At 62.5% G+C, this 16,841-nt stretch carries 14 protein-coding genes, 1 tRNA gene and 1 pseudogene; 5 read left to right on the top strand and 11 right to left on the bottom strand.

The annotated features are described in order from the left end of the window. The first annotated feature begins 173 nt into the window (after nt 1-173). Together ACQ4WS_RS19455 and ACQ4WS_RS19450 are read left to right on the top strand one after the other, a co-directional pair. A tRNA-Lys gene (locus ACQ4WS_RS19455) sits at nt 174-249 on the top strand. 104 nt (nt 250-353) lie between these two features. Further along, entirely contained in the window at nt 354-758 is a 405-nt protein-coding gene (locus ACQ4WS_RS19450; RefSeq protein WP_436478711.1) for a hypothetical protein, read from the top strand. Nucleotides 759-772: 14 nt separating this feature from the next. On the opposite strand, the gene ACQ4WS_RS19445 is transcribed toward ACQ4WS_RS19450, so the two are convergent. Beyond that, nucleotides 773-1,276, bottom strand: coding sequence for a hypothetical protein (locus ACQ4WS_RS19445; RefSeq protein ID WP_436478710.1), 504 nt, complete (start codon nt 1,274-1,276; stop codon nt 773-775). A gap of 3 nt (nt 1,277-1,279) precedes the next feature. Then, a complete protein-coding gene (locus tag ACQ4WS_RS19440; protein ID WP_436478709.1) occupies nt 1,280-2,326 on the bottom strand; it encodes a lysozyme inhibitor LprI family protein in 1,047 nt (348 codons plus the stop codon). Between the two features lie 172 nt (nt 2,327-2,498). Here ACQ4WS_RS19440 and ACQ4WS_RS19435 point away from each other — a divergent pair, with 172 nt between their 5' ends. Further along, complete coding sequence (locus tag ACQ4WS_RS19435) at nt 2,499-4,655, top strand: prolyl oligopeptidase family serine peptidase (protein ID WP_436478708.1); 2,157 nt, start codon at nt 2,499-2,501, stop codon at nt 4,653-4,655. 144 nt (nt 4,656-4,799) lie between these two features. Here the strand turns inward: ACQ4WS_RS19435 and ACQ4WS_RS19430 are convergent, their stop codons facing one another. The 4 genes from ACQ4WS_RS19430 to ACQ4WS_RS19415 form a co-directional block, all read right to left on the bottom strand. Beyond that, complete coding sequence (locus tag ACQ4WS_RS19430; RefSeq protein ID WP_436478707.1) at nt 4,800-5,531, bottom strand: BON domain-containing protein; 732 nt, start codon at nt 5,529-5,531, stop codon at nt 4,800-4,802. A gap of 103 nt (nt 5,532-5,634) precedes the next feature. Continuing rightward, complete coding sequence (locus tag ACQ4WS_RS19425) at nt 5,635-6,288, bottom strand: hypothetical protein (protein ID WP_436478706.1); 654 nt, start codon at nt 6,286-6,288, stop codon at nt 5,635-5,637. 182 nt (nt 6,289-6,470) lie between these two features. Next, nucleotides 6,471-8,189 (bottom strand): dipeptidyl-peptidase 3 family protein, encoded by a 1,719-nt coding sequence (locus ACQ4WS_RS19420; RefSeq protein ID WP_436478705.1) that lies wholly within the window; start codon nt 8,187-8,189, stop codon nt 6,471-6,473. Nucleotides 8,190-8,306: 117 nt separating this feature from the next. Then, complete coding sequence (locus tag ACQ4WS_RS19415; protein ID WP_436478704.1) at nt 8,307-8,906, bottom strand: short chain dehydrogenase; 600 nt, start codon at nt 8,904-8,906, stop codon at nt 8,307-8,309. Nucleotides 8,907-9,019: 113 nt separating this feature from the next. Between ACQ4WS_RS19415 and ACQ4WS_RS19410 the strand changes: the two genes are divergently transcribed. Next, on the top strand, nt 9,020-9,937 hold the full coding sequence (locus ACQ4WS_RS19410; RefSeq protein WP_436478703.1) for a LysR family transcriptional regulator: 918 nt from the start codon (nt 9,020-9,022) through the stop codon (nt 9,935-9,937). Nucleotides 9,938-9,945: 8 nt separating this feature from the next. Here ACQ4WS_RS19410 and ACQ4WS_RS19405 read toward each other — a convergent pair whose 3' ends face one another. From ACQ4WS_RS19405 to ACQ4WS_RS19395, 3 genes are read right to left on the bottom strand one after another with little or no spacing between them, the layout of a single operon-like run. Further along, nucleotides 9,946-11,418, bottom strand: coding sequence for an efflux transporter outer membrane subunit (locus ACQ4WS_RS19405; protein ID WP_436478702.1), 1,473 nt, complete (start codon nt 11,416-11,418; stop codon nt 9,946-9,948). Nucleotides 11,419-11,458: 40 nt separating this feature from the next. After that, nucleotides 11,459-13,057 (bottom strand): DHA2 family efflux MFS transporter permease subunit, encoded by a 1,599-nt coding sequence (locus tag ACQ4WS_RS19400; protein ID WP_131688541.1) that lies wholly within the window; start codon nt 13,055-13,057, stop codon nt 11,459-11,461. A gap of 6 nt (nt 13,058-13,063) precedes the next feature. Then, nucleotides 13,064-14,272, bottom strand: a complete 1,209-nt coding sequence (locus tag ACQ4WS_RS19395) for an HlyD family secretion protein (RefSeq protein WP_436478701.1) — start codon at nt 14,270-14,272, stop codon at nt 13,064-13,066. A gap of 144 nt (nt 14,273-14,416) precedes the next feature. Between ACQ4WS_RS19395 and ACQ4WS_RS19390 the strand changes: the two genes are divergently transcribed. Further along, a complete protein-coding gene (locus ACQ4WS_RS19390) occupies nt 14,417-15,136 on the top strand; it encodes a TetR/AcrR family transcriptional regulator (protein ID WP_436478700.1) in 720 nt (239 codons plus the stop codon). Nucleotides 15,137-15,159: 23 nt separating this feature from the next. Here the strand turns inward: ACQ4WS_RS19390 and ACQ4WS_RS19385 are convergent, their stop codons facing one another. Together ACQ4WS_RS19385 and ACQ4WS_RS19380 are read right to left on the bottom strand one after the other, a co-directional pair. After that, entirely contained in the window at nt 15,160-16,329 is a 1,170-nt protein-coding gene (locus ACQ4WS_RS19385) for a hypothetical protein (RefSeq protein WP_436478699.1), read from the bottom strand. A 256-nt stretch (nt 16,330-16,585) separates the two neighbouring features. After that, nucleotides 16,586-16,738: pseudogene (locus tag ACQ4WS_RS19380) on the bottom strand (oxidoreductase dimerization domain-containing protein); the annotation flags it as partial. Nucleotides 16,739-16,841 lie beyond the last annotated feature (103 nt).

Genomic DNA, 16,841 nt, shown 5'->3' with positions numbered 1-16,841 from the left:
TGGGATCTCAGCACTTCCTTGTCGCTCATCTGCGTCACCATGATTTCGTGCCCGTTTATCCCAAAAGGGGACATTACTACTTTGCACGAAGGGGACATTACTACTTTGGGCTAACAATGCCTAACAAATGCCTTTGCATTCTTTTTCAACTGATATATAATGCGGCCTCTTTCGGGTCGTTAGCTCAGCTGGTAGAGCAGCGGACTTTTAATCCGTTGGTCGCAGGTTCGAATCCCGCACGGCCTACCACGAATGCGCAGTACTAAAAAGCTCATCCTCACGGATGGGCTTTTTTCGTTTCCGGCCCTCGCGGTTATACTGGCGCTTCGTCTTGCCAGCCCTGAAAGAAACGCATGAAACTTGCCGCCACCGTCCTCCTGACCGCCGCCTGCCTGTCCGCGCAGGCACAGGCACAGCCGCCCATCGTGCTCGATGGCCAGTACAGCGCGCGCACGGACGAGATGAGCCTGGAAATCATCGGCAACCGCGTCTGCTTCGCGCCCGACAAGGCGCAGTGGGGCCGTTTGCCCCGCCCTGCAGCGCCGCATGATGCGTGGTTTTGTTTCAGCAACGATGGCGAGGCGCGCCGGCTGCTGCGCGTGCCTGCGCGCCAGGCCGACAATTGCGGCTGGCAAGCACGTGCGCGCATCGTCATCGACACCTATCAGCCGTATGTGGAGCAAGGCGACGGCAACGACATGGCGCGCCTGGCCTCGGTGGTGAAGGTGGCGCAGCCGAACGCCATCGCCTGCGAGTAATCAGTTCAGTTCGATCAGTCCAGTTCGTACTCTTGCAGATACCGGGCAAACAATTCCCCATCGGCCAGCGGGCACGCAAACCCTGCGCCCCAGTCGGCCAGCAGGAGCTGCTCTTTCAAGGGCAGCAGCAAGAGTTCGGGCATGGCGTCGCTGCACCACAAATCTACCACGATGCCCTTGTCATCCAGGCCCGCAAACAGGGTTTCCGTCGTCTCGCCGCCAAAGGCCAGCACGTTCTTGCATTCCACGCGATACGTGCTGTAGCCCGTGCACACGGCGTCATACGGCGGCATGGCGTCCGCCAGCGCCAGCCGCAGCTGATCGGCCGTGAGGCCCAGTGCGCGCATCTGCGACGGCGGCGCCTCGGGCACGTACATCTGCGTCCAGCCGGCGCCGCTGCGGTGCGCATCGGCGAACGCCTGCTGCTCGCCCATCTGCGTCAAACAGTGCTGTAAATTATCCAGCGGCAACAGTTCGATCATGCAAAAATCATCTTCGTGGTAATACGCTTCGCGCATGCTTCAATTCTCCAGCAAATCTTGTAATTGCGCATTGCGGCGCGCCGTCAGCCGGCCGGCCCAGGTCTCGCTCGTCACGGACGGATAACGCACGGCGCCAAAGTTCATCCAGGCATCGCGGTACGCCAGCCACAGGCGCTGGGTGGCGCGGATGCCGTCCTTGCCCACGGCGCCCGCATGGGTTTCCACCGGCTTTTTCATCAGCTTGGCATAGATGGCGTTGAGCTCCTTGTCGAGCGCCGCCGCCTGTTCCCTGGACATGCTGGCCGGCAGCTTGCCCGCTTCGTACTCGCGCACATCGTGCGCCAGCAAGTCGAGCTCGGCCGTGCGGGCGGCAATGCTCAGGGCGGCGCGGGCCGTGCCGCTCAAATCCGTTTCCTTGGCCGCGCGCGCATCGGCAAACTTGCTTGCCGCCGCCTGCAGTTTTTGCAGCGACGCTTGCGCCACGGCAGGCATGCTTGCGCTGACTTTGCCCGTCGCCTGCGCGCGCACGCGCTGCTTTTGTCGCGCATCGATGGCGCTGCACACGCCCATCATGTAGCCGCTGGTGATGTCGTCGCACAAGTCGATCATGCCGCGCCCGCTGGCATTAATCTGTTGCAAGTGTTCGATGCGGCCCCGCATCTCGGCCGGTGCCGCATCGATGCTGCACGCATACTTCAGCGCCAGCAGCGGGTCTTTCTGCACGCCCTGTCCATTCTGGTACAGCATCATCAAGACGGCGCTGTTCTGCGTTGCCATGGCGCAATGGCGCGCGGGACGCCAGTCGGCCGGCTTGGGCGAGGACATACTCTTGGTATCGTAATACAGATCCGTTGCCTGGCATTGCTGCATGGACGCCACGGCGGAAGGGGCCGGCAGGTCGGCCGGTGGCGGCGCCGCATCCTTGACCTTCAGGCAGCCCGCATACCAGGCCGTGCTTTCCGCGTGACCCACGCCCATGGCGCTGGTATTCGGGTACGGTGCAGCGGCAGCGGCAAAACCCGGACTGGCAAGCAGCGCGCCCACACCCAGCAATAGCGTTTTCAATAAGGGTAGACAAATTTTCATGTTCAATCAGCGCCAGCGTGAGTAAAGCGGCAAGTTTAACTGATCGGATACGCCAGGTCCGTCCGCCATGCGTGCGCCGGCCTGGTAAGTAACGGTACACAGCCTTGGCAGTGAATGAAAGCATGGGCAATAATGTTGCCCGCTGTACTTTTTTCACTACCGGACCACGCCCATGACCTCACCCCGTCTTCGCCGTTCCCTCGGCTCCCTGCTGATCGCAGCGGCCTGTGCCTCGCTGGCAACGACCATCCACGCTGCCGATACCACGCCGGCATCGCCAGTTGCCGCCACGCAAACCAATGCCAGGCACGCCATCACGCATGAAGACGTGTGGCTGATGAAACGGGTGGGCGCGCCCGTCGCCAGCCCGGATGGGCGATGGGCCGTGTTCTCTGTTGTCGACAGCGCCTACTCCAGCCAAGAGCAATGGTCGGACCTGTGGATCAAGTCGCTGCTTGATGACAGCCCCGCGCGCCGCCTGACCTATTCCAAGAGTGGCGAAAGCGCCGTAGCCTGGTCACCGGACAGCCGCCAGCTGGTATTCGTTGCCAAGCGCGACGGCGACGAGGCGGGGCAGATTTACCGCCTCGACGTGGCCGCTGGCGGAGAAGCACAACGCCTGACCTCGCTCACCATGGGCGCGCGCATGCCGAAATGGAGCCCGGACGGCAAGCAATTGCTGTTCATCAGCGATATCTATCCAGGCAACAAGACGGAAGCCGACGTCAAGCAAAGCGCAAAAGAGCGCAAGGAGCGCAAAGTCAGCGCCCGCTCGTATGAAACGACGGCGCCCCGTTACTTCGACAAATGGCTGACCGACAAGCAGGTGCGCCTGTTCATCGTCGACGCCGACGCCGCAGCAACCCCGCGCGACATCCTGTCAGGCACGCAACTGGCCGCCCTGCCGGGCTTTGGCGGCGGCCAGGGCGACGAGGGACAATCGCTGGACGCCGTCTGGACGCCGGATGGCAAGGCTGTCGTCTTCAACGCCGCCACCAACCGCGATGCGGCCCAGCGCGAAGCCGTCTACTCGCAACTGTATTTGCTGCCCGTAGCAGGTGGCGAAGCACAGCGCTTGACGCAGGACAAACATAGCTACGGCTCCTTGAAATTTGCGGCCGACGGCAAGACCCTGTTCGCGCTCAGCGATGCGCAAACACCGGGTAAAGTGTATGACGTAAAACGCCTGGCCAGCTTTGCCTGGCCGATGAGCAACCCTGCGCCGACCATCCTGACGGCCAAGCTGGACCGTTCAATCTCCCGCTTCGTGCTGCCTGAAGGCGGCAAGCGCGTCCTCTTCAGCTATGAACATGCGGGCCTGGAAAAGCTGTACTCGATCGACGCCAAGGGCGGCGACGTGCGCGAGGAACCATCCTTGCCGACGGGCACCATCAACTCGCTGAGCAGCGGCGGCAAGGCCGTCGTCGGCGTGTGGGAGTCCGCCATCAACCCGCCGGAAATCTATGCCTTCAACGGCAAGCAGCCGAAGCGCCTGACGGCCTTCAACACGGAGAAAGCGAGCAAGATCGACTGGCAGGCGCCCGAGCACTTCTGGTTCACCACGGCCGACGGCCGCCAGATCCACAATATGCTCGTCAAGCCGGCCAATTTCGATCCGAACAAGAAATACCCGCTGTTTACCGTCATCCATGGCGGCGCGGCCAGCATGTGGCGCGACCAGTTCGTACTGCGCTGGAACTATCATTTGCTGGCCAAACCGGGCTATGTCGTACTGCTGACGGACTACAAGGGTTCCACCGGCTACGGCGAGGAATTCTCGCGCTCGATTCAGTTCGACCCATTGAAGGGTCCGGGCGACGAAGTCAACCAAGGCGTCGATGAAGCCATCAAGAAATATCCATTTATCGACAGCACGAAGCTGGCCGCCGGCGGCGCCAGCTACGGCGGCCACCTGGCCAACTGGCTGCAAGCGACCACCACGCGCTACAAGGCCATCGTCTCGCATGCGGGCGAAATGGACTTGATCATGCAATGGGGCACCAGCGATGGCGGCTTCGGCCGTGAAACCAATGCGGGCGGCCCCGTCTGGTCGAACCTGCCCGTGTGGCGCGACCAAAGCCCGGTCATGCAAGCGGGCAACCATGAAAAAGGCACGGGCTTCACGTCGCCCATCCTGATCACCGTGGGCGAACTCGATTACCGCGTACCAGCCAACAATGCCTTGATGAACTTTGCCGTGCAACAACGCCTGAACGTGCCGGCGAAATTGCTGGTCTTCCCGGATGAAAACCACTGGATTTTAAAGGGCGAGAACAGCCGCTTCTTCTATAGCGAAGTTGAGGGCTGGCTGGCTAAGTACTTAAAATAATCCTGCTGCACGCTTCTTGAAAAGCCAGGCTCCGCTCGCGCGGGCCTGGCTTTTTCATGTAGGCTGGGCAACGGTGTGTGCGGCGCCAGTCCTGACTTCAAGCTTGTGAAATGGGGGCAGACCCGGCGGGTTTGACCCCATACATTACTTCACCTTCAAGCCATTCTTCACATTCGTCACGCCTTCCACACCACGCGCCAGGTCGGCGGCTTTTTTCACTTGCGCCTGGGAAGGCACGAAGCCGCTGAGCATGACGACGCCGTTGACCGTTTCCACGTGCACGTCGAGCGCCTTCAAGTCATTGTCCTTGACGAGATCCGCCTTGATCTTGGTGGTAATGACGGAGTCGGCCACGGCTATCTTGGTGGTGCCGGCCGCATTGCGCGTCATGCAGGCCGCCTTGGCCGTCGCATCCATGGCGTCGCAGTTTTCCTTCATGGTGGCAGGCGGATTCTGCGCCACGTTGGTGCCTGCCCTGGCGCCCGTGTTGGCATCGGCCAGCGCGGCCGTTTTCGCCGCCTTGGCGTCGTTCATGCACGTGGTTTTGTCGGCGCCCGTGCGGTCGCCACACTTGGCCTTGGCCATGTCATACTCGGCATTGGCGACGTCCTTGCGGGCCTTGCCCAGTTCGCGCGGGGTGTTACGGTATTGCGCCACGGCGTCCGATTCGGCCTTGGCGCGCGCCACCTTGGCTTCTTCCACGCAGACTTTTTTGGCGTTGCCGCTGTGGGCATCGCAAGCGGCCTTGGCCTGTTTGTAGTCGGCCGTCGCCTTGTCTGTCGTACTCTTGTACGAGGCATCCTGCGCATACGCGGGCGTGGCGGCAAGCAGGGCGCTGGCACTGGCTGCCAGTATGAGTGCGATCATTTTGTTCATGATGGTTCCTCTCTGGTTAGTGATACCCAGATTAGACCCCTGCCAGACGCAAAGCTCCGTGCGACAGCACACGCTGACAGGCCATCCGCGGAAAAATCATCATTTATTTGTCGCCGCTCAAGCCCTTCCGCCACAATACTTGCGCCTGTTCAAATGGTGAAGCGGACTCATCAAATGCGCCTGCGCCATCCGCCAGCGCCAGCCATGCCTGCGTGGCGTGCGAACCGCCTGCCGCCTCGTTGCCGGCTCGCACGCCCCGTATCCACGCCAGCACCTCCTGGTACTGCCCGGGGTGGCGTGCATGCATCCAGGCCAGGGCCACCAGGTCCGCATAGGCCTCTTCGCGGCGCGTCTCGCGCAGCTCCTGCGCCAGCGGTGTCAGTTTGCCGCGCTGCATGCTGGATGGCTCGATAAAACCGCGCGGCAAGGCATGCCAGTCGCCCTGCGCATAGCGCTGGCAATGGCCGATCTCATGCGCCATCATCGCTTCCATCATCAGGCCATGGCGCGTGGCTGGCACGTCCGGCAAGACACTGTCCGCCTGCGCATTGCCGCGCAAGGACAGCACCAGCTTGCAGCGCCCTGCCTCGTAGCCCAGCGCCAGCGGCACGGCGCCGGGCGCATCCTGTGGCTGCACGATGATATCGATGGGCAAACCTTGCGCACGCGCAAACGCAATGACGGGTTGGCCCGCCTGCAGCCAGCGGGTTTCCAGTGCGGTGAGCTGGGCAGCAGCCACGGCGGGCACAGGAGACATGAGCAAGCTCATCAGCAAGAACGGATTCGGCATGGGATCGATGGGAAGAAAGGAGGATGTACTACTGCAGAGTAAGCGGTGAAAATATTTCCACAAGGAAAAACTGGCAACTTTTCATAAATAAAGACGAAAAAAACCGGCACATGGCCGGCTTTCTAGACTGACAAATATCAAGCTCAGGCTTATTTCTTCGCCGCGTGATCCAGAGCGCGGGCCGTGACGAATTCCGGGCGGATATCGTTGGGCACGGCCTTCATCTTGTCGAGCGCCACTTGCACTTCAGGGCGGATGACCACGTACTTGCTCATCATCGCTTGCGCGCGCGCATAATCGCCCGTCGCCTCGATGGTCAAGAATTCACGGTCCAGGTCGATCACGGCCTGTTTGATCTTGGAAAAATCGACGCCGAACTTGCCATCGCCCAGCGACACAAAACCACCCTTGTCGAGGATGTAATTCATCTGGATGGCCATGCCGCGCGCATGCGAATCCGTCAGGCCGAAATGCAGGGTGCGGAAACCGGAGGCAAGGAAAGTGTTGTACAGCTTGCGCTCGGCCACGTCTCCCTGGCCCAGGGTATCGTTGAGTTGCCCCTTGTCCATCATGTAGCGCAGCGCAAACAAGCCCGTGATATCGGCCTTGGCTTCTTCGATGGTCGAATACGCTTCCTTCAAGTCCTGGCGCGGCGTCGATGGCTTGCCGTCGACGACGGTGGCGTGCGGGCCCAGGCCGTGCATGATTTCATGCGCGAGGATGTGCGTGAAGAAGGAATTGAAATCCACGTCCTGCTGCGCTTCGGGCGTGAGCACCAGTTTCGAGATCGGCGTCAGGGTGGCCTTGAACTTGGCTTCCTGCACGTTTTTCAGCATCACGCGCTTCGAGCCGCGCGCGCTGATGATGCGCTCGTCGTTGGGCAAGTTGTAGGCGGCCGTCTGCACGGCCATGTTGCCGTCACCGGCGCCATACACCTGGTTGACCACCACCATCGGCGCCAGCGCACCCACTTTCGGGTTGCGATACTGGGCATCCAGCGGCAGGTTGTCTTCCAGCTCCTGCATGTGCTTGGCAAAGAAATTGAGCTTTTGCGTTTCCGCCTGGTCGCGGATGTTCACGTAGGCTTCAAATGCGGCCTTGTAGCCGAACAGCTCGTCGTTATATGTTTCGTACGGGCCGATGGTGATGTCGACGGGCGAATCGAGGTCCATCCAGGCAAAGTCGGACGGCAGGTAATCGTTGTCGAGGAAAGCCTTGGCGCGCAGGGTGAGGAATTTCTTCAGCGATGCGTTGTCCGTGGCGGCGGCGGCCTCGTCGAGCAGCTTGGCGAGTTGCTTGAGCTCCACCCTGTATTCATCCGAATACTTGACGGTTTGATATTTGCCATCCTTGCCCGCGCGAATCGTCGTGAAGAACCATTGCGCCTGCTGCTTGTCGTCCGCTGGCAAGCCGTTCATCCACGTTTCCAGGCTGGCCTTGGTGGCGCCTTGCGGATAGAAATTGCCCGCTTCCGGCTTGTGCGCGGGAATGGCGATGCCGGCGTAGCTGGCCGGCATGAACGAGGCGTGCGCGTCGAGCACCGACCAGGGTCCCTTGTTGATCCAGAAATAATTCAAACGGGCCTGGCCCAGGGCCGACTTGTCTTTCTTCAGGGCCGTCCACAGCGCTTCATTGCCGGACCAGCGCTGGCGCAGTTGCAGCACGTCGACCAGCTTGGCCGCTTCGACCAGCTTGGCGATGGCCTGGCGGTCGCCCGCGGACAGGTGGGTGACATCGGCGCTCAGCGCGACGGGCGCGTAGCGGGCGCTCATGGCCGTCAGTTGTTGCACCGTTGCGGGGCTTGCTGGTGCGGCGCAGGCGCTGCCGACGGCGGCGGCCATCAGCAGGGGAATCAGGAGTTTTTTCATGGGGACCTTTGGATAGTGCTGGGGTCAGACCCGGCGGGTCTGACCCCAAATTGAGGCAGCGTCTTTTCAAACAGCCTCAGATTGTAATCCACCAGCGCCCCCGCCTGCAGCGCTGGCCTACCAGACCTTGTACACCTGCCCCGTCTGCGCCCCTTCCACGCTGCGGCTGTAAGCCAGCGCCACGCGGCTGGCGGCGGCCGGTTCGAAGCCATGGAAGAAGGGGCCATACGCTTCCAGCGATTCGGCCAGCACCGTGGGGCTGACGACATTGATGCGCACGCCGCGCTGCAACTCGATGGCGGCGCCACGCACAAAACCTTCCACGGCCGCATTCGTCATCGTGGCGGCCGTGCCGAAGCGGATCGGCTGCTCGGCCACGATGCCGCTGGTGAGGGTGATCGAACCGCCGTCGTTCAGGTATTCCTGCGCCACCAGCGCCACGTTGACCTGGCCCATCAGCTTGCTGTCCAGGCCCAGCTGGAATTGCTCGGGCGTACATTCGGCCAGGGGGCCGAAATGCAGCTTGCCGGCCGTGACGACGACGGCGTCGATCTTGCCGATACGCTTGAACAGGGCGCGCACTTGCGCGATATCGCCCATGTCAGCCTGGTGCGTGCCGCTGCGGCTGCCCACTTCGATGATTTCATGGCGTTGCGCCAGTTGGGCGGCGACGGCCGTGCCGATGGTGCCGCTGGCGCCGATGATGACGATTTTCATGCTGCTTCCTTGTGTGGGTTGAACGATGGAGCCAGTATGCGCCGCTTCCAAAAAGGAATAAATACGCTAGAATTTACAGGATTACTAACTCACAATTTGCAATCAAGGTGCCCATGGATAAATTGCGCAGCATGGAGATTTTTGTCGCCGTCGTCGATGCGGGCAGTTTCACGGCCGCCGCCGAGGCGTTCCAGATTTCGCCCGTGATGGTGGGCAAGCACATCAAATACCTGGAAGAGCGGCTGGGCGCGCGGCTGCTGGCGCGCACCACGCGGCGGCAAAGCCTGACGGAAATCGGCCAGCAGTATGTGGAACAGTGCCGCCAGATCCTGGCCAGCATCCATGCGGCCGAACGTGGCGCGGAAGCCATGCGCACGGCGCCGCGCGGCAAGCTGAAAATCACGGCGCCCGTGTCGTTCGGCAGCGAGTGCATCGCGCCGCTGCTGGCCGACTACCTCGATGCGTATCCGGAAGTGAGCCTGGAACTGAACCTGAACGACAGGACGGTAGACCTGGTGGAAGAAGGGTTTGATGCGGCCATCCGCATCGGCAGGCTGGAAGATTCCGCCATGGTGGCGCGCGCGCTGCGGCCGTATGCGATGGTGATCTGCGCCGCGCCCGCCTACCTGGCCAAACACGGCATGCCGCGCACGCCGGCCGACCTGGCGCGCCACGAATGCCTGGATTTCATGCAGTGGACGCGCCATGTGCGCTGGCGCCTGGCCAGGAGCGGCGACGACGACGGCAGCCCCGTGCGCGAGAGCCGCTTCCGCTCGAACAATGGACAGGCATTGCGCGTGGCGGCCCTGCACGGCTTCGGCATCGTCATGCAGGCGGAGATCCTGATGGCCAGCGATATCGCCGCCGGCAGGCTGGTGCCGCTGCTGGCCGACTACGTGCCGCCGCCGCGCCCCATGCACCTCGTGTATGCGCGCGACCGCCAGCCCACGCCCAAGCTGACGACCTTCATCGATTTTCTGCTGGAACGCTACGGGCCGGCGGCGACACCGCCACCGGCCACGCTCACGTAATCGTCGTACTAGTTGACCTTCGCCGCTGGCGCGGACGCCAGCTTCGCCAGCTCGCCGTCCGGCTGCCAGCCTGCGCCGAGAGACCTCGCTACGGCGACCGTTGCCAGCAGACGCTGGGTCTTGATCTGCACGGCGGCGCGGTCCGCTGCCAGCGAACTGCGCTGCGCATCGGTCACGTCCAGGTAGGTCGAGATGCCGCGCTCGTAGCGCGTGCGCGCCACCAGGTAGGCGCGCGCCGCCGCTGCCTGCGACAGGGCCTGGGCGTCGCCCTGCAACTGGCGCTGCTCCACGTCAGATAAAGCGTCTTCCACTTCGCGCAAGGCCGTCAGCAGCTTGGTTTCGTGATTCGCCACGGCTTCCGCATAGCGCGCCTTGCTCAAATCCAGGTTGGCCTGGTTGCGGCCGCCGTCGAAGATCGGCAGGGACAGGGCCAGCGGACCAAAACTGAACTGGCGCGAGCCGCCCTGCGCCAGGTCGCGCAGCTTTTCCGAGGCGTAGCCGAAATTGCCCGTCAATTGCAGCGACGGATAAAACGCGCCTTCGGCGACGCCCACTTGCGCGTTCGCCACGCGCAGGCCCGCCACGCTCGAAACGAGGTCCGGACGGTGCGCCAGCAGGCTGGCCGGCAGGCCGACGGGGATGGCGGGCGGCAGCGGCAAGCTGGAAGGCTCGGCGGCCACCGGCAATTGCAGCGCCGACGGCGGCTTGCCCGTCAGGGTGGCCAGGCTGTTTTCCAGCTGATTGCGCTGGCGCTTGACTTCATGCAGGTCGGCCTGCGCGTTCGACAGTTCGACTTTCGCACGCGCCAGGTCCAACTCATTCGTCAAGCCCGCATTGAAGCGCGCCTCGACCAGCTGCGCCGACTCGCGGCGGGTGTCCAATGCGCCATTCAGGATGGCCATTTCCGCGTCGAGGCCGCGCAGCTGCCAGTAATTGCTGGCCACTTGCGCCGACAGCATCAGCAGCACGCCGTCGCGGTCGGCCTGCGCCGCCAGCGCCTGCGAGTCAGCCGCTTCGACCATGCGCTTGACGCGGCCCAGCAGGTCGACTTCATACGACAGCGAGCCGCCCACGGAAAAATTGTTGCCGCTGATCGAGCGGTTGCCCAGCGCCAGGCCCTGCGAGGTGTTGGCCGAGGTACGCGAGTTCGAGATGCCCGTGCTGACGTTGACGCTCGGGCCCTGGTTGGCGCGCGCCGTGCCGCTTTGCGCCAGCGCCTGCAGCAATCGCTCGCCGGCCGCTTTCACGCCGGGATTGTCCTGCAGCGCGCTTTGCTCAAGGCGGTCCAGGGTCGCATCGCCGTAGATGCTCCACCACTGCTTCGGCAGCTGGGCGGCATCCGCCGCGGCCGCACCATGGCGGAAGGTGTCGCTGCCGGCCACGTTCGCCGGGGCGGTGAAATCCTGGCCCACGGTGCCGCAGGCGGACAGCGCCACGGCAAGGGAAGCGGCCAGCGCGATTTTCGTCAATACTGTTTGCATGATGTATACCTTCTTGTTCTTGAGGTGCGTGCGTGCGCGGTCAATGACCGCCGCCACCGCCACCGGGGGCTTTGAGTTTATCGGCCAGCCACAGGGGCACGATGCAGGCCAGCAGGATGGCGCCGATCAGGAAGAAGCCATCGTTGTAAGCCATCACATACGCTTCGCGGCGCACGATGCCGTCGATCGCCTGCAAGGCCTGGTTGCCAGCCGTGACGGCGTCATAGCCCTTGGCCATGAACGAGGACGTCAGCTGGTCGATGCGCAGCTGCGTGGCGCTGGAATAGGCATTGATCGCTTCACCCAGGCGCTGCGAGTGAAAGTGCTCGCGGGTGCTCAGGGCCGTGGCCAGCAAGGCGATGCCGATCGAGCCGCCCAGGTTGCGCGTCATGTTGAACAGGCTCGATGCGGACGCCATATCCTTCGGCGCGATGCCCTTCATGGCAAAGTTCGACAGGGTCAGCATGACGAAAGGCTGGCCCAGCGCACGCACCACCTGCGACCACAGCAGCTGGTCGTAGCCGGTGGACGCATCCATGTAAGCATTCATCATGCATGAGCCACCAAACAGCAGCAGGCCGATCGAGCACAGGATGCGGTTATCCACCACGGACGACAGCTTGGCAACGAAGGGCATGATGAACAACTGCGGCAAGCCCACCCACATGATGACTTCACCGATCTGCATCGGCGAGTAGCCGGCGATCTGGCCCAGGAACAGGGGCAGCAAAAAGGCCGAGCCATACAGGCCCATGCCCGTCACGGCCGACAGCACGGTAGCGACCAGAAAATTGCGCTGGCCGTACAAAGCCAGGTTGACGAACGGTTCGGCGCGCGTGGTACTGGTGACAACCCAGCCCAGGATGCCTGTCAGGGCCAGCGCGGCAAAGGCGATGATGAAACCGGAGTCGAACCAGTCCTTCGAATTGCCCTCCTCCAGGAAGATGGTCAGGCAGCCCAGGCCCAGGGCCATGAAGAAGATGCCCAGCCAGTCGGCCTTCCAGAACAGCTTCAGTTGCAGCGGCTCCTTGTCCAGCCCATAGATCATGCCGGCGATCAGCAGCACACCAGGCACCCAGTTGATGTAGAAGATTGAAGGCCAGCCATACAGCTCGCTCAAGTACCCGCCCAGAGTCGGGCCCATGGCCGGCGCCAGGGTCGCCGTCAGGCCGAAGATGGCCATGCCGACGGCGCGCTTCGACGGCGGCAGCTTGAGCATCACCAGGGTGAACGCCATCGGTATCAGCGCGCCGCCGGTGAACCCCTGCAGCATGCGGAAGACGATCATGCTTTCCAGGTTCCAGGCCGCGCCGCACAGGGTGGAGAACAGCAGGAAGAAAGCGGTGGTGCCGATCATGTAGGTACGCAGTCCAAACACGCGCGCCAGCAGCGCGGTGAGGGGAATGACGATGATTTCGGCCACCAGGTAGGCGGTGGAAATCCACGAGCCCTCTTCCTGGGTGGCCGACAGCGAGCCAAGGATATCCTTGAGCGAGGAATTGGTGATCTGGATGTCGAGCACCGCCATGAAGGCGCCCAGCATGCCGGCGGCGACCGCCAGCCAGGTGCGCCCGGAGACTTTCTCGTCGATCACGGGAAACGCTGGCGGCTTCGCCAGCGTGGTGGAAGGGCTGCTCATGGAAACTTAGCGGGCGCTGGTCTGGGCGGCAGGAGCAGCTGGCGCGGCGGCGTGGCGCGCGCCCTTGTCCTGCGCAGGCTCGGGCTGATTCACTTCCACTTCGGCGATCACCGACATGCCGGGCACCAGGCGACCATTCATGGCCTTGATATCTTCCGGCTGGAAGACGATTTTTACGGGCACGCGCTGGACGATCTTGGTGAAGTTGCCGGTGGCGTTATCGGCCGGCAGCAGCGCGAATTGCGCGCCCGAGGCAGGCGCAAAGCTGTCCACGGTACCTAGCAGTTTCTTGCCCGGCATGGCGTCGATGCTCACGTGCACGCTCTGGCCCCGGTGCAGGTCGGCCAATTGGGTTTCCTTGAAGTTGGCGGTGACCCAGACGTTATCCTGCACGATGGCCGTCAATTGCTGGCCAGGCTGCACGCGCATGCCTGTTTCCACGTTGCGCTTGCCGATGCGGCCGGCGACGGGGGCCAGGATGCGGTTGTATTGCAGCTGCTGTTCCGCGTCCTTCAATTGCACGCGCAGCACGGCCACTTGTGCCTTGGCCACATCGCGCGCAGCTTGCGCCGCACCGATCTGCGCCTTCGCGGCCGAAGCGCTGTCGCGGCGGGCGGCCAGATCGGCCACGGCACTGGAACGGGCCGCGTTGGCGGCGTCCAGTTCCGCTTTCGAGACGGCTTTCATCTGGCTCGTGTACAGCTGGCCATAACGCTCGGCATCCTGTTTTGCGCGCAGCAATTGTGCGTCGGCTTGCGCCACTTGCGCCTGGGCGGCGCTCGCTTGCGCCTGCACTTGCGCGATTTGCGCATCCGCTTGCAGCACTTGCTGCTCGGCGCTGGCGATCTGCGCGGCGATCTGCTCGGTTTTCACGCGCTGGTCGAATGGATCGAGCTCGGCGATCACGTCGCCCTCTTTCACCATTTGATTGTCGTCGATGAAGACCTTGGTGACGACGCCGGAAATGCGTGCCGAGACGGGATGCACGTGGCCAGCCACATAGGCGTTTTCCGTTTCCACGAAATAGTGGCTGCGGTACCACATGCGCGCGCCGGCACCCAGCGCGACCAGGACAATCAGGCCGGCGATGATTTTGACGCGGTTGTTCGGGGGGGCGGAGCTGGCGGAAGCGGCGGGCGCGGAAGGTGCAGAAGGGGCCGCGGGTGGGACGGCGCTCAGCACCGTGTGCTCTGCCTGGCCTGGCTGGTTGGACATACTCGCTCCGAAAATGAAATGATATAGGTTCATTATTGGACAAAGAAAAGCCAAAGTCAAGAAATGAAACGATTGCATTTCATTTTAATTTGCACTACAGTGTGAGCCATCACTTACCTTCCACCTTATAAAGAGACCCAGACCATGTCCGATCCCGGCCTCAGCGATACCTTGCCTACCGATACAGAATCCGGCGACGCCGCCCAGGAGCTTTCCTGCTGCGGCAAGCCAGCTGGCCGCCCGCGCGCGGCCGACATGGAGGCGCGCATGGAAAACCTGCTGCACACGGCCGGCTGCCTGTTTCTGGAAAAAGGGTATGGGAAGGTGAGCCTGGAAATGATCGCCCGCGAAGCCCATGTGGCCGTGCGCACGATTTATGTGAAGTTTGGCGGCAAGTCGGGCTTGTTCAATGCCGTGGTGGAATTGCGCCGCGCCGCCTACTTCTCGACCATGCCGGCGCTGGAAACGGATATGCGGCCCCTGGCCACCATCCTGGGAGAGTTCGGCCTGCTGTTCGTGCAACTGGTCACCATGCCGGCGGCGATCCGCCTGAATCGCATGGTCGTGGCCGAAGCGGCCACGCATCCGGAACTGGCGGAAACGTTTTACAAGGTGGGACCGGGACAGACGCGCGAGATGCTGACCCGGTTTTTCAGCCGCCCCGACATCGCGCCCCTGTTTCGCGCGGGGTTGACGCCATCCATCCTGGCGCTGCACCTGCTCAACTGCCTGCTGGGGGACCAGATGTCGCGCCTGCTGTTTCCGCCACAGGCACAACCGGATGTGGCGCAATTGCGCGCCAAGGTGACAGTCAGTCTCGACCTGTTCCTGCACGGCACCCTGCGCCAGCCGCTCGCGGACTGACGCGCGACGGCCTGAAGCGCAAGTCAGCCAGGGCGGCTGCAGCCTTCCTGCAGCACCGCTTCGGCGTGCTCATCGCTCAAGCCCAGCGAGCGCAGGAAAGGCTGGGCTGCCGACGGGCCATCGAGACCGAGTGAAGACTCACTTTCATCGTAGCGATCCGGGCCATAGCGCATCAGGTCGAACGAGGTTTCAAAGCGCTGCGCCAGGAAATAGGTGCGGAAGTAATCGAAGGCAAACGCCGCCTGACCGTCGGTCCGCAACAGCAAGCCATGCGCATACAGCGGCGCCAGCCAGTCCTCTGCCGCCATGCTCCATCCCTTAACGCCACAATAATCGCTGGCAAAGCGCTCCAGCTCCGCCTCGCCGAGGAATACCGACTTGGCTTCGAACATCACGAACGCCAGTTCGATCAGGAATGCGCGCGCATCGGCAGCCACGCCGGCGTCCTCACGCTGCTGCGCGCCCGCCTTGCCCAGCAAGCCATCGAGATAGGCGCGCTCGCCTGCCAACTGTGGCAGCAAGGTGGCAAACACATACTCGGCATCCATTTGCCCCGTTTCCTGGCCATTCGGCGTGTACAGCACAGACAGGGCGAAGCTCTTGCTCACGTCATCGAACTCGCGCAGGGACACCGTCCACTGCGTGCCTGCCGCACCGCCATCGGCCGCGCCCGTGTCGAACTCGAGCACAGCAAACGCCGCCATCTGGCCATGCGCACCGTACAGGCTGCCGGGATTGCTCTTGAACAGGATGCCCAGCGACTTCATGAGCGAACTGGCATCGCCCGTATGCTGGTGGCCATGAAACACGGCATGGATATTCTTGTAGTGCGCGCGCTGCCCGGCACTGGCGTGCTCATCGGCGGAGAAAAAGCTGAAGCCGGCATTGCCCAGCGCCGCAGCCGCGACACCCTGCGCGCGGCGGCCCGGCACCAGGTAGAAACGCGCGCCGGGCAAGCTGGCCGCCTGCAGCAAGGGGCGCAGGAAGTATTCGTAGACGTACACGGGCGTCGTGCCGGCACAGGCATCGGGCGCCACCAGTTGGCCCGTGAAGAAAATCGCATCGATCTTCTTGCCCGCCGCCAGGATAGCGGCCACATCCTGGTACAAGGCATGCAGCATCACGGCTTGCTCTTGCTCGTCAGCACGGCGCAAACGGACATCGGCAATATGCAGGGCGGTAAATTTTTTCATCGTTGCAAAACTTTCTCAGTACAGCGGAATTTTGACCGTATCCCACGCTGGCAACATTCCTGGAAAAATTACACGCTTCCGTTGAAGCAAAAGCAAAACATGGTTACAGACCTCCATTCTGCCACTTTTTCCACACGGCAATACTCACCAATTTTCACAAGACACCGCTGCGCCACGTTTTACTATGCTGCAGGTCAAGGGAAATAAAAAAACCGGGAACATGTCCCGGTTTTTCCTACTGAAAGTTAACTCTTTATCAGCGCTTGCGCGGTGGCGGCAAGTCCGTGCACACGCCTTCGTACACTTCAGCCGCCATCCCGATCGACTCGCCCAGGGTCGGGTGCGGATGGATGGTCTTGCCGATATCGGTGCCGTCGCAGCCCATTTCGATGGCCAGCGCGATTTCACCGCTTCATCGTTCACCTGTCGCCCGCGTGCGGGCCGACGGTGGTGCCGCCGATGAGATGTTTAATCGTAGTTGGATAGTAAAAAACCCGCAATCGCTTGCGGGT

This window comes from Janthinobacterium leeuwenhoeki (genome assembly GCF_051380795.1).
Lineage (GTDB): Bacteria > Pseudomonadota > Gammaproteobacteria > Burkholderiales > Burkholderiaceae_D > Janthinobacterium.
This window is presented reverse-complemented; position numbering and strand designations above follow the sequence as displayed.

What these genes read in the sequence shown, in the direction of transcription:
- ACQ4WS_RS19445 (WP_436478710.1), bottom strand. Translation starts at nt 1,276, where the DNA reads ATGCGCGAAGCGTATTACCACGAAGATGATTTTTGCATGATCGAACTG.
- ACQ4WS_RS19430 (WP_436478707.1), bottom strand. Translation starts at nt 5,531, where the DNA reads ATGAACAAAATGATCGCACTCATACTGGCAGCCAGTGCCAGCGCCCTG.
- ACQ4WS_RS19400 (WP_131688541.1), bottom strand. Translation starts at nt 13,057, where the DNA reads ATGAGCAGCCCTTCCACCACGCTGGCGAAGCCGCCAGCGTTTCCCGTG.
- ACQ4WS_RS19390 (WP_436478700.1), top strand. Translation starts at nt 14,417, where the DNA reads ATGTCCGATCCCGGCCTCAGCGATACCTTGCCTACCGATACAGAATCC.
- ACQ4WS_RS19450 (WP_436478711.1), top strand. Translation starts at nt 354, where the DNA reads ATGAAACTTGCCGCCACCGTCCTCCTGACCGCCGCCTGCCTGTCCGCG.
- ACQ4WS_RS19425 (WP_436478706.1), bottom strand. Translation starts at nt 6,288, where the DNA reads ATGTCTCCTGTGCCCGCCGTGGCTGCTGCCCAGCTCACCGCACTGGAA.
- ACQ4WS_RS19385 (WP_436478699.1), bottom strand. Translation starts at nt 16,329, where the DNA reads ATGAAAAAATTTACCGCCCTGCATATTGCCGATGTCCGTTTGCGCCGT.
- ACQ4WS_RS19415 (WP_436478704.1), bottom strand. Translation starts at nt 8,906, where the DNA reads ATGAAAATCGTCATCATCGGCGCCAGCGGCACCATCGGCACGGCCGTC.
- ACQ4WS_RS19440 (WP_436478709.1), bottom strand. Translation starts at nt 2,326, where the DNA reads ATGAAAATTTGTCTACCCTTATTGAAAACGCTATTGCTGGGTGTGGGC.
- ACQ4WS_RS19435 (WP_436478708.1), top strand. Translation starts at nt 2,499, where the DNA reads ATGACCTCACCCCGTCTTCGCCGTTCCCTCGGCTCCCTGCTGATCGCA.
- ACQ4WS_RS19395 (WP_436478701.1), bottom strand. Translation starts at nt 14,272, where the DNA reads ATGTCCAACCAGCCAGGCCAGGCAGAGCACACGGTGCTGAGCGCCGTC.
- ACQ4WS_RS19420 (WP_436478705.1), bottom strand. Translation starts at nt 8,189, where the DNA reads ATGAAAAAACTCCTGATTCCCCTGCTGATGGCCGCCGCCGTCGGCAGC.
- ACQ4WS_RS19405 (WP_436478702.1), bottom strand. Translation starts at nt 11,418, where the DNA reads ATGCAAACAGTATTGACGAAAATCGCGCTGGCCGCTTCCCTTGCCGTG.
- ACQ4WS_RS19410 (WP_436478703.1), top strand. Translation starts at nt 9,020, where the DNA reads ATGGATAAATTGCGCAGCATGGAGATTTTTGTCGCCGTCGTCGATGCG.